Here is a 13,465-nt window from a genome sequence, read left to right on the forward strand (position 1 = left end):
TCACGTCTCCTGCGCCTGGCCGCGGGTCAGGATGTCGAGACAGGCCATGCGCACGGCGACACCCATCTCGACCTGCTGGCGGATGACGGAGCGGTCGATGTCGTCGGCCACCTCGGTGTCGATTTCCACGCCGCGGTTCATCGGGCCCGGGTGCATGATCAGCGCGTCGGGCTTCGCCTTCGAGAGCTTTTCGCGGTCGAGGCCATAGAAGCGGAAGTACTCCCGCACCGAGGGGACGTAGCTGCCCTGCATGCGTTCGGTCTGCAAGCGCAGCATCATCACGATGTCCACGTCCTGCAGGCCCTGGTTCATATCGTGAAAGGCGGTGACGCCCAGCCGTTCCACCTTCGAAGGCATCAGGGTCGGCGGGGCGATGACCCGTACCCGGGCGCCCATGATGTTCAGCAGGTGGATGTTGGAGCGCGCCACGCGGCTGTGCAGGATATCGCCGCAGATCGCCACGGTCAGTCCGGCCAGGCCGCCCTTCCTTTGCCGGATGGTGAGCGCGTCCAGCAGGGCCTGGGTGGGGTGCTCGTGGCTGCCGTCGCCGCCGTTGATGACGGCGCAGTCGACCTTCTCGCTCAGCAGCTTGACCGCGCCGGAATCGGGGTGGCGCACCACCAGGACGTCAGGGCGCATGGCGGTCAGGGTCATGGCCGTGTCGATCAGGGTTTCGCCCTTCTTGATCGAGGACCAGGCCACCGACATGTTGATCACCTCCGCTCCCAGGCGCTTGGCGGCCAGCTCGAAGGAGGTGCGGGTGCGGGTCGAGGTCTCGAAGAAGAGGTTGATTACCGTGTGGCCCGAAAGCAAAGTGTTGGGCCGATGGGCTCGGGGGTCCTGACGGGCGTAGTCGTCGGCCAGATCGAGGAGCGTGGCGATTTCCGCGCGTTGCAGCCCCTCGATACCGAGAAGATGTCTGTGCGCGTAACCCGTATTGCTGTCGAGGGGGCGATCTGAACACATGACGCGGGTCTTATGGCACTCTGCGCCAAGGCGTGCAAGGCGCTAGACGGCGTGGCCGGGAAAGCTTCGAAGAAGGGGGGCAAGACAGGGGGCCGTGGCCGCTGGTCGAAACTCCTCCGCCGGCGCTGGGTGCAGCGCACGGGTGTGCTGGTCCTGGTCGTACTGGTCGGCATGCCGGCAACCTTCACGCTGCTCTATACCGTCCTGCCGGTCCCGGCCACGCCATTGATGGTGGCCCGGCTGTTCGAGGGCGAGGGCTGGTCGCACGACTGGGTGCCCAGGGAGGAAATCTCTCCATCCCTGGGCTTTGCCGTCATCGCCGCGGAAGACAACCTGTTCTGCGCCCACAACGGATTCGACTTCGAGTCCCTGCAGATGGCCTGGCGGGAATGGCAGGCTGGAGAGGGCGCACGCGGCGCCAGCACCATTTCCATGCAGACAGCCAAGAACCTCTACCTGCTGCCGGTGCGCAGCCTGCTGCGCAAGGGTGTCGAGGCTTATCTGACGGTCTATCTCGAGATCCTACTGTCGAAACAACGCATTCTGGAGATCTATCTCAACATCGCCGAGTGGGCGCCCGGTGTCTATGGCGCCGAGGCGGCGGCGCGCCACCATTTCGGAAAGTCGGCGGCGCAGTTGACGGAGCGTGAGGCTGCCTTGCTGGCGGCCGTGCTTCCCAATCCCAGACGCTGGTCTGCAAGTCAGCCGACCAACTACATCGCCGGACGGGCCAGCACGCTGCAGCGGCGCATCCACCAGCTGGGTCCGCTGCTGGACTGTGCCCGCTGAGAGGTCTTCACTTCGGGAAAAAGTCTCGCAGGCTCGCCGGCAACTCCACATCCCCCGCGGTGATCACGACCAACCGGGAGGCCTCTTCTCCTTCCGCCTCACGGACCGGGGACAACTCGTATCGCCGTCCCACCAGTTGGAGCACCTCCAGATGGTGTGGGGCATCGGAGAAGCGCAGCAGGCCCTTGGCGCGCAGGGCGCGGCCCTTGATATCTTCAAGGGCGGCTTCAAAGGCGGTCCGATTCAGCGGGGTGTCTGTGCTCAGGCTCCAGGAGCGCAGGCGTTCGGCATGGGAGTCGTGGTGGTGCTCCTCAAGGTTCTCCGGACTCTCCCTCTCCCGGGGCTCCAGAAGCAGCGACAGCGGCACCTGGCCCTGCGTGGTTTCTAGGACAGGGCAGGTGATGCCCCAGTCCGTCAGGCGCGCATACAGCTGCGTGCGGTCTGCCTCGTCGACCAGGTCGCACTTGTTGAGGGCGATGAAGTCCGCACGTTTCAGCTGGTGTATCACCGTGTCGCCCATGTAGCGGTCGGCGGCGTGGGTTGGCAGGTTGGCGGCATCGGCCAGCACGCAGACGGCCTGCAGGCTGTAGGCGCCGCCGGCCAGGCCGATCTGGGCGATGCGACCGGGATCGGCCACGCCGCTGGCCTCGATCACCACATGCTCGGGGGACTCCGGCATGGCGGCGATCTCCATCAGGCTGCGGCTCAGGGAATCGCCAATGGTGCAGCAGATGCAGCCGTTGCTGAGCTGGAGGGTGCGTCCGTCGTGCGCGGCGACCAGGTCTGCGTCGATGTTGATGTCGCCGAAGTCGTTGACCAGGATCGTCAGGCGCCGGCCGTCGGTTTCGCGCAACAGGTTGTTGATGAGCGTGGTCTTGCCTGAACCGAGGAAGCCCCCGATCACGCTGAGCGGGATGGCTGGCTTCTTGGTGATCATGGCCGTTCCTCCAGCCTAGGTTCCGGCTTCGAAGATCCGTCCGCCCTGCATGGTGCCGTGGATACGCAGGTCTTTCAGCTGCTCGCGCGAGACCTCCAGGGGGTCGTCCTCCAGGATCGCCACATCGGCGCGCTTGCCGGCTTCCAGGCTGCCGATTTCGTGATCCATCTTCAGGGTATAGGCCGCCCCCATGGTGATGGCATAGAGCGCCTCGGGCACGGTGATGCGCTCGGATTCCCCCAGGATGCGCCCGCCCGAGGTCAGGCGATTGACGGCGCACCACGCGGTGAAGAGCGGCCCCAGCGGAGTCACCGGGGCATCGGAGTGGATGGCGAAGTTGACCCCCATCTTGGCTGCGGTTGCCGCGGCGTTCATGCGCTCGGCGCGCTCCGGGCCCAGGCTCAGGCGGTAGTGGATGTCGCCCCAGTAGTAGATGTGATTGCTGAAGAGATTGGCGCACATGCTCAGGTTGGCGATGCGCCGGAACTGCGCCGTGGAAAGCATCTGGCCGTGCTGGATGGTGTGTCGATGATCGAGGCGCGGATGCTCGGCCAGGACCTGTCCGATGACGTCGAGCGCCAGGTCCGAGGCCTGGTCGCCGTTGGTGTGCATGTGGATCAGGTGGCCGGCCTTGTGAAAGGCGCGGGCCGAGTCCAGGAATTGCTGCGGCGTCAGGTTCCAGATGCCCTGGGCGTCGCTGCCGTAATATCCGGGCCAGTTGAGCCGGGCGGTGAAGGACTGCAGGGTGCCGTCGGTCATCACCTTGATGAGCCCAAAGCGCAGGCGGTCGGTGTTGTGGCGCATCAGGTCGGCCATCTTTTCCACGCCGCGCTCGGGGGTGTCGGCGGTGGCGGTGTAGGCCGATACCAGGCAGAGGGGATAGTCCGCTTCGGCCGTCACCGTGCGGAAGTTGTCCACCACGCTCTCGGGCAGCTCGTTGTAGAGGTCGGTGGCCGTGGTGGTCCCGGTCAGCACGGCCATGCGGCCGAAGTCGCGCAGGGCATCGGCCTGCGAGACGCGCGCGAAGTAGTCCACATTGAAGGGCTGCTGCGCCAGGAACATGGCGGCGAACTCCTGCAGCTCGCCGTTGGGCTTGCCGTCCTCGCCGGTCATGACGCCCTCGACCGAACTGTCCGCCGTGATGCCGGCCTTTTCCAGCACGAGGGAGTTCACGTTCAGGACATGGACGTTGGCGTGCAGGATGAAGATCGGCCGTGTGGTGGAGACACGGTCCAGATCGGCCGCGACCATGCGCCGGCCCTCGAAGAAGACAGGGTCCAGGCCCCAGGCGGTCAGCGGTGTATCGGGGTCCTCCATCGCCCGGTCGGCCTCCTGCAGGCGCTGGACCACTTCGTCGATGGACTTGAGGCCTGGCCAGACCTTGCCGTTCGGGTCCATGCGGTCGTAGAAGCCGGTGTAGACATGCGCCCACATGCCGCCTTCCAGGGCGTGGCAATGCCCCTCCACGAAGCCCGGCAGCAGCACCTTGTCGCGCAGGCTGTCGTCGATCCTGTGCTCGCCCCAGGACTTCAGTTCCTCCACCGGCCCGACGCCCAGCAGGCGGCCCTCCGAGACGGCGATGGCCTCGGCGAAGGGCCGGTGGCGGTTCATGGTGATGATCTTGCGCGCCGGATAGATCGTGGCGGGTTCTCTCATGACGGACCTCGTGCGTGCGGGATGTGGCGTGCGGTGCTTCAGACGATCTCTTCGCCGCGCAGGCGATCGATCTCCTCGTCACTGAGCCCGAATTCCTTCAGCACTTCCTCGGTGTGTTCGCCCACATGCGGTGGCGGCACGCGGTACTCCACGGGCGTGCGGCTCATCTTCACCGGATTGCCGATCAGGTCCACCTCGCCCTTCTCGCTGCCCGGATAGGGCATGGAGATCTGCATCTCGCGATGCTGCACCTGCGGATCCTCGAAAACCCGGTCCAGGGTGTTCACCGGCCCGCAGGGCACGCCCAGCTCGCTCAGCCCCTCGACCCATTCGTCGATGGTGTACTGCCTCGTGTACTCCGGCAGGATCTCGTAGAGCGCCTCGCGGTTGGCGATGCGCAGCGAGTTGGTGACAAAGCGCGGATCCTCGGCCAGCTCCGGCGCACCGGCGAAGGTGCAGAAGCGCTGGAACTGCCGGTCGTTGCCGACAGCCAGGATGAAGTAGCCGTCCTTGCAGGGCATGACCTTGTAGGGAACGATGTTGGCGTGCTCGTTGCCGAGCCGTTTCGGGACCTTGCCGGAGACCAGGTAGTTCAGGCCCTCGTTCACCAGCCAGGCCACCTGGGTGTCCAGCAGGGCGAGGTCGATGTACTGGCCCTCGCCCGTCTTCGTGCGGTGGTGGATGGCGGCCAGGATGGCGTTCGAGGCGTACATGCCGCACATGATGTCCGAGATGCCGACGCCCACCTTCATGGGCTCGCCGTCCGGTTCGCCGGTCAGGCTCATCATGCCGCCCATGCCCTGGGCCAGGTAGTCGTAGCCGGCGCGCGAGGAATAGGGGCCGCTCTGTCCGAAGCCGGTGATGGAGCAGTAGACGATGTCCGGACGAATGGCCTTCACGCTGTCATAGTCCAGGCCGTACTTCTTGAGCCCGCCGGCCTTGAAGTTCTCCACCAGGATATCGCAGTCGGCGATCAGGCGCTTGGCCAGTGCCTGCCCCTCGGGCTTGGCGATGTCGATGGTCAGCGAGCGCTTGTTGCGGTTGGAGGCGAGGTAATAGGCGCTGGCGTCGCTGTCGCTGCCGTCCTCGTTGCGGACATAGGGCGGGCCCCAGCGGCGGGTGTCATCGCCCTCGCCGGGGCGCTCGATCTTGATGATATCGGCGCCAAGGTCGCCCAGCAGCTGGGTACAGGTGGGCCCGGCAAGGATCCGGGTCAGGTCGAAAACGCGCAATCCGGCAAGTGGTCCAGTCATCAGTCCGTTCGTTCCTGAGTTTCTTCCATCAACTGTCTGGCATGACGCCCGCCCGCGCCCGGAAGGTCAAGACCCGGCACATGTCTTTTCAGGCCAGCAAGGCCAGTACGATCGGTACGGTCGCCATGGACAGCAGGGTGTGGAGCGTGATCAGGCCGGCCATCAGCTCGGCATTGCCACCCAGGTGCCGGGCCATGATGTAGGAGACCGGCGCGGCCGGCAGGGCGTTGAACAGGATGGGGATGGCGGCGGTGATGCCGGTGACGCCCCAGGCCTGCAGGATGCCGAAGGTGACCAGCGGCAGCAGGAACAGCTTCAGCCCGGCGGCGGCCAGGGGCAGGCTGCCGGCCGATTTCAGGGCGCGAAGCTGCAGGCTGGCGCCCACGGCCAGCAGCCCGATGGGCAGCGAGGCCTGGCCCATGATCTCCAGGAAGGGGCCAATCACAGGGGGCAGGCCCAGGCCCGTCAGGTTCAGGGCCAGGCCGCCAAGACAGCCCAGGATCAGGGGATTGGAGAGCACCTGTTTCGCGATGCGCAGGAGGCCCGGACGTCCGGCCTTGCCATAGCGGGCCAGGGCGATGACGGTCAGGATGTTCACCAGGGGCGCCAGGAAGGCCACGACCAGGGCGGCCGCGGTCATGCCGGGTGCGCCGTAATAGGCAGCGGCCACCGAGAAACCGATGTAGGTGTTGAAGCGGATGACGCTCTGATAGAGGCTGCTGAAACTGGGTCCGTCGATGCCGAGCAGGCGCTTCAGCCCCAGGGCCAGCAGGCTCATGAGCCCGATCGAAAGCGCCAGGACCCCGATCATCGGTGCGGCCTCCACCTCCGTGAAGTCGGCCTGGGCCAGCGTGCTGATCAACAGGGCAGGAAAGAAGACGTAGTAGGTCAGGCGCTCCGCCGGCTCCCAGAAACCGTCGCCGGGAAACTGCTTCTTGCGCAGGACGTGGCCCAGGAAGATCAGCAGGAAGATCGGGATGATGACCAGGACGATGTCGAGCATGCAGTAAGAGGGAGCCCGAGGGCATCCCGACCAGGCGTGATGGGAGACTCAGGAGGAAGTGCCTCCTCCGGCGGGAGAATTGCGCAGGGCGTCCAGCGCGCCCTGCAGGATATAGGCTGCGGCCATCTTGTCCACGACCTTGCCGCGTTTCGCCCGAGTCATGTCGGCCTCGTCGACCAGGACACGTTCCACGGCGGCAGTGGACAGGCGCTCGTCCCAGAAGGCCGTGGGCAGGTCCAGCCCGGCGATCTCCGGCAGGTTGCGCGCGAACTGCCGCGTCGAGCGCGCCCGTGTGCCCTCGCTGCCGTCCATGTGCACCGGCAGCCCGAAGACCAGCCCGCCCACCTCGCGTTCGTGGCAGATCGCCTTCAGGGCCTCGGCATCCCGGGTGAACTTCTTGCGCGCGATGGTCTCCAGCGGCGAGGCGAGGCTGAGCGCCGAATCCGAGATGGCCAGCCCGATGGTCTTCTCCCCCAGGTCCAGGCCCAGCAGGCGTGAGCGTGGAGGCAGGTGGTTCGACAGGTCGTGGAGGTCGACGAAGTTCATGAATTGGTCCGGCCGTTGACGTTGAGGAAAGACTTTCTATGTAGTAACGTAACTACGTTAAACGCTTTTGGAGGGTCCCATGTCAATCAAGACCTTTTCCAGTCGTGAGTTGAACCAGGATATTGGTCGCGCCAAGAAGGCGGCCAAGCGGGGACCTGTGTTTATCACCGATCGCGGAAAACCTGCTCATGTCCTGATGAGCTACGAAGACTATCAAAAACTTTCAGGCAAGCGGCGCAACATTGCGGATGCACTTGCGATGCCGGGCATTGCCGATGTCGAAATCGAGTTTCCTCGGTCGCGCGAACTTCCGCGTGCAGCCGATCTTGAATAATGCTTTTGCTGGATACCAACGTCGTTTCCGAACTGCGCAAGGTGCGCGCCGGGAAGGCAAATTCCAAGGTTGCGGCCTGGGCGGACAGCGTGGATGCCTCCGAGCTTTATCTATCGGTGATCACGCTCATGGAACTCGAGTTGGGAATTCTGCGATTTGAAAGGAAGGATCCCGAACAGGGCGCGCTCCTGCGGGCCTGGATGAAGTATCACGTCTTACCAGAGTTTGCCGAACGGACCTTGCCACTGGATACTGCTGTCGCGCTGCGTTGCGCCAGACTGCATGTGCCTGATTCTGGCCCGGACCGGGATGCCTACATTGCGGCAACGGCCATTGTTCACGGAATGACCGTCGTTACCCAGAACGTAGCTGATTTTGAGAGGACAGGTGTTCCGGTTCTGAATCCCTGGAGCTGAGCTGTTACACGCTGTGTGCAAACTCCCGCCTTTTGCACCTTTCGTGCATCTTGCCGCCTTGGGGGCCCGGTGCTAGGGTCCGCGCGCATTTCGCAGAGCAACAAACCAGTCGGATGAAGCATGTCGGTGGACAAGGATACCGTGGCGCACATCGCCAAGCTGGCACGGCTGCGCATGGACCCGGAGAAGACGGAGGCCATGGCCGGCGAGCTGAGCCAGATTTTCGGGTGGATCGAACAACTGGGTGAGGTCGATACGACAGGGGTCGCGCCCATGACCTCGGTGGCCCAGATGAAACTGCCGCTGCGCGAGGACGAGGTGAGCGACGGGGGCTATCCCGAGGACGTCCTGCGCAATGCGCCCGAAAGCCTGCAGGGCTTCTACGTCGTGCCGAAGGTGGTGGAATGACGAGCGAGTTGACCCGGCTGACCCTGGCCCAGGCGCGCGACGGCCTGGCCAAGGGGGACTTCACCGCCCGCGAGCTGACCGAGGCCCATGTCTCGGCCATGGAAGCGGCGCGCGATCTCAACAGCTTCATTGTGGAGACGCCCGAGAAGGCCCTGGAAAGTGCCGGGGAAGCCGACACGCGCCGCGGCAAGGGCGAAGCGCGTCCCCTGGAGGGCCTGCCCCTGGCCATCAAGGACCTCTTCTGCACGAAGGATGTCCAGACCACGGCCGGCAGCCGCATCCTGGAGGATTTCGCGCCGCCCTATGAATCCACCGTGACGACCAATCTCTGGAACGATGGCGCGCTGATGCTGGGCAAGACCAATCTGGACGAGTTCGCCATGGGGTCGTCCAACATGACCAGCTACTACGGCGGCGTCGAGAACCCCTGGAAGCGCAAGGGCGACAACCGCAAACTGGTGCCCGGCGGGTCCTCCGGAGGGTCGGCCACCGCGGTGGCGGCGCGCCTGGCGCTGGGCGCCACCGGCACCGACACCGGCGGCTCGATCCGCCAGCCGGCGGCCTTCACCGGAATTACCGGCATGAAGCCCACCTACGGGCGCTGCTCGCGCTGGGGCATCGTTGCCTTCGCCTCATCTCTGGACCAGGCCGGGCCCATGGCCCGTTCGGTGCGCGACTGCTCCATCCTGCTGAAGTCCATGTGCGGGCACGACCCGAAGGACTCGACCTCGGTGAACATGCCCGTGCCGGATTTCGAGGCCGCATTGACCGGCGACGTGCGTGGCCTGAAGGTCGGCATTCCCAGGGAATATCGCCTGGACGGCATGTCCGAGGAGCTCGATCGCCTGTGGCAGCAGGGCATAGACTGGCTTAAGGATGCAGGCGCCGAGATACACGACATTTCCCTGCCGCACACGCAGTATGCCCTGCCGACCTACTACATCATCGCGCCGGCCGAGGCCTCCTCGAACCTGGCGCGCTATGACGGCGTGCGCTACGGCCAGCGCGGCGAGGGTTACGACAACCTGGAGCAGATGTACGAGGCCACACGCGGGGCCGGCTTCGGCGACGAGGTCAAGCGCCGCATCCTGATCGGCACCTACGTGCTCTCGGCCGGCTACTACGATGCCTACTACAACAAGGCGCGCCAGGTGCGGACCCTGATTGCCCAGGACTTCACCAGGGCCTATGAGCAGGTGGACGTGATCCTGACGCCCACGGCGCCGTCCGCCGCCTTCGCCATGGGCGACAAGATGGACGACCCCGTGGCCATGTACCTGAACGACGTCTTCACCGTACCGGCCAGCCTGGCCGGCCTGCCGGGCATCTCGCTGCCGGCCGGGCTGTCGTCGGACGGCCTGCCGCTGGGCCTGCAGCTGCTGGGCCGGCCCTTTGATGAGGAAACGGTGCTGCGCAGTGCCGGGGTTCTGGAAGAGGCCGCCGCCTTCACGGCAGAGCCGGCCTTCCTGTCGGAATAGGAATACGCCATGAGTCTGATCCAGGGTGAAACAGGGGACTGGGAAGTCGTCATCGGGCTGGAGATCCACGCCCAGGTGATCTCCCGCTCCAAGCTCTTTTCCGGCGCCTCCACGGCCTTCGGCTCGGCGCCGAACAGCCAGGTCTCGCTGGTGGATGCCGCCATGCCCGGCATGCTGCCGGTGCTCAATCGTGAGTGCGTGGCCCAGGCCGTGCGTACGGGCCTGGGGCTGAACGCGCACATCAATCTGGAGTCGGTCTTCGAGCGCAAGAACTACTTCTATCCAGACCTGCCGCAGGGCTATCAGATCAGCCAGTACCAGACACCGGTCGTCGGCGAGGGCGTGATCACCATCGACCTGCCCGACGGCCCTTCACGCGAGATCGGCATCGAGCGCCTGCACCTGGAGCAGGATGCCGGCAAGTCGATGCACGACCAGGATCCCAACAAGACCTTCGTCGACCTGAATCGTTCGGGCGTGGCGCTGATGGAGATCGTCTCCAAGCCGGACATGCGCTCGGCCGAGGAGGCCGGCGCCTATATCCGCAAGCTGCGCTCCATCCTGCGCTATCTGGGCACCTGCGACGGCAACATGGACGAGGGCTCCATGCGCTGCGACGTGAACCTCTCGGTGCGCAAACCAGGGGAGGCGCTTGGTACGCGTACGGAGACCAAGAACGTGAACTCCGTACGCTTCGTGCAGCAGGCCATCGAGTACGAGGCGCGCCGCCAGGTCGAGCTGATCGAGAGCGGCGGCCGCGTGATCCTGGAAACCCGCCTGTTCGACGCGCGCAAGGGCGAGAGCCGCTCCATGCGCAACAAGGAAGAGGCGCACGACTATCGCTACTTCCCCGACCCCGACCTGCTGCCGCTGGAGATCGAGCAGGCCTGGGTGGACGAGCTGGGCGGCAACCTGCCGGAGTTGCCCGACGAGAAGAAGGCACGCTTCATCAAGGACTATGGCCTGACGCCCTATGACGCCAGCGTGCTGGTGGCCGAGCAGGCCAACGCGGCCTTCTTCGAGGCGGTGCTGGGCGAGGGCGGCAAGCGCGATCCCAAGACGGTGGCCAACTGGGTCACGGTGAACTTCTTCGGGGCCCTCAACGCCTCGGGCCTGGATCTGAAGGATGCGCCGGTCGGCGCGGAACAGCTGGGCGGCCTGATCGACCTGATCGCCGACGGCACGATTTCCGGGCGCATCGCCAAGGACGTCTTCGAGGAGATGTGGGCCACCGGCAAGGACGCCGCCGCCATCGTCGAGGAGAAGGGGCTGAAGCAGATCACCGACACCGGCGAGATCGAGGCCATCGTCGACACGGTGATCGCCGAGAATCCCGACCAGGCCGAGCAGTACCGCAGTGGCGACAACCCCAAGGTCATCGGCTGGTTCGTCGGCCAGGTCATGAAGGCCAGCCAGGGCAAGGCCAACCCGGGCATGGTCAACCAACTGCTCAAGGACAAGCTGGGCGGCTGAGCTGGGGATCGGTTCGGAGTCGGGGGCGTGGAGTCGTCTGCGACGGCTTTGCCCTATGCCTGGATCCTTCCCTCGCCACCTGTGTCAACATGCTTCGAGGCCCGGCCCTTCGGGCTGGGCACCTCACAGCATGAGGCGGTAGAGTGGATTGAAGTAGACAGGGCTTCCTTCCAAGGTCGGATACTCCCGATCGCTAAGGCACCACGAGACTTGACCGGAGCGAACCACGACTGCGAGTTTACCGCCGTCGCGAAGGTATCGAGAGTCCGACGGTGTGACGGCAACCCAGTCCCTTCCCTTCACGTACTTCGACAGCGATGCCCTTGAGCTGGCCGACCGCTTCGAAGCTTGGCGCGAGAGCATTGCGCCGGTCTTCGATGTCACGCCGCTGTCAGACGATAACGGAGAGGACTTCCGAAGCATCGTCGAAGCCTACCATCTGGGCGAGCTCATGGCCGGCTCCGTCTGGACGCAGCCGCAGAATTTCCAGCAGGCGCGGCGCTCGGCCCGCACGGATCACATCCTGGTCCAGGTGCACCGCACCGGCGGCTACCAGGGTGAACTGGGGGGAACGGAAACCCGGGTGCGGGAAGGCTATGTCTCGGTGATCGACCTGGCACAGCCCCTGGAGACGGTGGGCGGTGAGACCGACATCGTGAACATCCTCATCCCGCGCGACTACCTGAGCGAAACCTTGGCCACCCCGGAAGGACTGCACGGGCTGGTCCTCCCGCCCGAGCGCGGCGCCTTCCTGGGCGACTACCTACAGGCCCTGATGCGGCGCCTTCCCAGCCTCTCCCAGGGGGAGGCGCCCGAGGTTGCCCGGATCACGCGCGACATGATCGCGGCCTGCATGCGGGCCGACGCCGAAGCCCAGGAGCGCGTCCGGCCGCAGCTGGCGGCCGTGGCCCGCACGCGCGTCAAGCGCTACATCGAGGCCAAGCTGGCCGCGCCCGACCTGACGCCGGAGACGATCTGTGCCGATCTCGGCCTCTCCCGGTCCAGTCTCTACCGATTGTTCGACTCCGAAGGCGGCGTGGCCCGCTTCATCCAGGATCGCCGCCTGGCGCGCATTCGCGCCAGCCTGCAGGATCCGGAGGAGCCCCGCAGCATCGGGGCCTTGGCTGAGGCCTATGGTTTCCGCAGCCGGGCCCACTTCTCCCGCAGCTTCCGTGCGCTGTTCGATCTCTCGCCCCAGGACCTGCGCCAGCAAAGCCGTCAGGTGCCTTCTGGCAGCCAAGAGGACCAGGGTGATCTCAGGCATTGGATCGATCTCCTGGGCCTTTAGTGCGCGTTTCCTTGTGAACGATGGCGAAGGGAGATTCGGGCCTCGCGTGAACGCTTGAGGCCCTCCGCAAGACTTGTGCGTCTCGCGTCCCTGTTGCCTCTGCGTTTCTTTCTCCTCTTCTCATTTGCCTGTCTGTCCCAGATCGGCCGAGCCCGGGATGGCAGACTGCACCGCCTGTGATAATTCAATGACTACTGGGGAAAAGGCTAAAGAAAACAGAGCGTTGCTCCCTGAGGCCGTAAGACGGAAACGGTCGATTCCTCGAAGCGGGGGGCAACGAAACGCATCGACAGTGAACGGGAAGGAAGCCATGCCAGTACAATCCCTCCGGACGTGTTCCCACAGCCGTTTAAGCACCCTGTCGGTGACGACGGCCCTGGCGGGCGCGCTGCTGCTCTCCCCCACAGCCCTGGCGCAGGAGGATGGATCGGCCCCCAAGTGGTCTGGCTGGCTGGAGATGGGGGGCAAGCTGGGGACCGAGCGCTCGCTGGGGCAGTTCGACATCTACGCCCCGGCCTGGCAGGACGAACGCTCGCTGGCCCTGGTCAACCTGCGCATGACGGGCGACAATCACAGCTCCATGGAAGGCAACGTAGGTTTCATCTACCGGCGCATGCTGGACAGCGGCTGGAACCTCGGCGGCTATGGCTACCTGGACGTCCGCCGCAGCGAGCACGACAACACCTTCCACCAGGCGACCCTGGGCGTCGAGGCCCTGGGCCCCGACTTCGATTTCCGGGCCAACGCCTACATCCCCTTCGGGGCGCAGTGGCAGGACGCGCCCGGCGAAGCCGAGCTGGAGGTCCAGGGCGGCGAGCTGCAGCTCCTCGCCGGCGAGGAGCGCGCACTCTACGGCGTCGATGCCGAGGTGGGCGCGCGTGTGCCGGTTTTCGAGCGCGAGGGGCCGCTGGACCTTCG

General features: G+C 65.3%; 14 protein-coding genes. 8 read left to right on the top strand and 6 right to left on the bottom strand.

Translation table 11 applies throughout. The features are described 5' to 3' along the window. On the bottom strand, positions 1–966 hold the full coding sequence (locus ACFOW6_RS14985) for an aspartate carbamoyltransferase catalytic subunit (protein WP_382423233.1): 966 nt from the start codon (positions 964–966) through the stop codon (positions 1–3). A 51-nt stretch (positions 967–1,017) separates the two neighbouring features. On the opposite strand from ACFOW6_RS14985, the gene mtgA reads away from it, so the two are divergent. Further along, positions 1,018–1,755: a monofunctional biosynthetic peptidoglycan transglycosylase gene (gene mtgA, locus ACFOW6_RS14990; RefSeq protein WP_382423234.1), complete on the top strand. Its 738-nt coding sequence runs from the start codon at positions 1,018–1,020 to the stop codon at positions 1,753–1,755. Positions 1,756–1,762: 7 nt separating this feature from the next. Here mtgA and ACFOW6_RS14995 read toward each other — a convergent pair whose 3' ends face one another. The 5 genes from ACFOW6_RS14995 to ruvX form a co-directional block, all read right to left on the bottom strand. Then, the gene (locus ACFOW6_RS14995) at positions 1,763–2,692 is read right to left on the bottom strand and encodes a CobW family GTP-binding protein (protein WP_382423235.1); all 930 of its coding nucleotides are present in this window, start codon (positions 2,690–2,692) and stop codon (positions 1,763–1,765) included. A 15-nt stretch (positions 2,693–2,707) separates the two neighbouring features. After that, the gene (locus ACFOW6_RS15000) at positions 2,708–4,348 is read right to left on the bottom strand and encodes an amidohydrolase (RefSeq protein ID WP_382423236.1); all 1,641 of its coding nucleotides are present in this window, start codon (positions 4,346–4,348) and stop codon (positions 2,708–2,710) included. 38 nt (positions 4,349–4,386) lie between these two features. Continuing rightward, entirely contained in the window at positions 4,387–5,601 is a 1,215-nt protein-coding gene (locus tag ACFOW6_RS15005; RefSeq protein ID WP_382423237.1) for a CaiB/BaiF CoA transferase family protein, read from the bottom strand. Between the two features lie 88 nt (positions 5,602–5,689). After that, complete coding sequence (locus tag ACFOW6_RS15010) at positions 5,690–6,604, bottom strand: AEC family transporter (protein ID WP_382423238.1); 915 nt, start codon at positions 6,602–6,604, stop codon at positions 5,690–5,692. Between the two features lie 48 nt (positions 6,605–6,652). After that, positions 6,653–7,150 (bottom strand): Holliday junction resolvase RuvX, encoded by a 498-nt coding sequence (gene ruvX, locus ACFOW6_RS15015; RefSeq protein WP_382423239.1) that lies wholly within the window; start codon positions 7,148–7,150, stop codon positions 6,653–6,655. Between the two features lie 79 nt (positions 7,151–7,229). Here ruvX and ACFOW6_RS15020 point away from each other — a divergent pair, with 79 nt between their 5' ends. The 7 genes from ACFOW6_RS15020 to ACFOW6_RS15050 all read left to right on the top strand — a co-directional run. Next, positions 7,230–7,484, top strand: a complete 255-nt coding sequence (locus ACFOW6_RS15020; protein ID WP_382423240.1) for a type II toxin-antitoxin system Phd/YefM family antitoxin — start codon at positions 7,230–7,232, stop codon at positions 7,482–7,484. Next, positions 7,484–7,900: a type II toxin-antitoxin system VapC family toxin gene (locus ACFOW6_RS15025; protein WP_382423241.1), complete on the top strand. Its 417-nt coding sequence runs from the start codon at positions 7,484–7,486 to the stop codon at positions 7,898–7,900. The genes ACFOW6_RS15020 and ACFOW6_RS15025 overlap by 1 nt, the downstream gene beginning before the upstream one ends. A gap of 120 nt (positions 7,901–8,020) precedes the next feature. Further along, positions 8,021–8,308: an Asp-tRNA(Asn)/Glu-tRNA(Gln) amidotransferase subunit GatC gene (gene gatC / locus ACFOW6_RS15030; RefSeq protein WP_382423242.1), complete on the top strand. Its 288-nt coding sequence runs from the start codon at positions 8,021–8,023 to the stop codon at positions 8,306–8,308. Beyond that, complete coding sequence (gene gatA, locus ACFOW6_RS15035; protein ID WP_382423243.1) at positions 8,305–9,786, top strand: Asp-tRNA(Asn)/Glu-tRNA(Gln) amidotransferase subunit GatA; 1,482 nt, start codon at positions 8,305–8,307, stop codon at positions 9,784–9,786. The genes gatC and gatA overlap by 4 nt, the downstream gene beginning before the upstream one ends. A 9-nt stretch (positions 9,787–9,795) precedes the next feature. Beyond that, entirely contained in the window at positions 9,796–11,259 is a 1,464-nt protein-coding gene (gene gatB, locus ACFOW6_RS15040; RefSeq protein WP_382423244.1) for an Asp-tRNA(Asn)/Glu-tRNA(Gln) amidotransferase subunit GatB, read from the top strand. A 274-nt stretch (positions 11,260–11,533) separates the two neighbouring features. Next, complete coding sequence (locus tag ACFOW6_RS15045) at positions 11,534–12,547, top strand: helix-turn-helix domain-containing protein (RefSeq protein WP_382423245.1); 1,014 nt, start codon at positions 11,534–11,536, stop codon at positions 12,545–12,547. Between the two features lie 310 nt (positions 12,548–12,857). After that, positions 12,858–13,465, top strand: a 608-nt coding sequence (locus ACFOW6_RS15050; protein ID WP_382423246.1) for an inverse autotransporter beta domain-containing protein, incomplete at its 3' end; no start/stop codon positions are given.

Origin of the sequence: Fodinicurvata halophila, assembly GCF_042651425.1 — a bacterium.
In the GTDB taxonomy this organism is placed as follows: domain Bacteria; phylum Pseudomonadota; class Alphaproteobacteria; order Kiloniellales; family DSM-21159; genus Fodinicurvata; species Fodinicurvata halophila.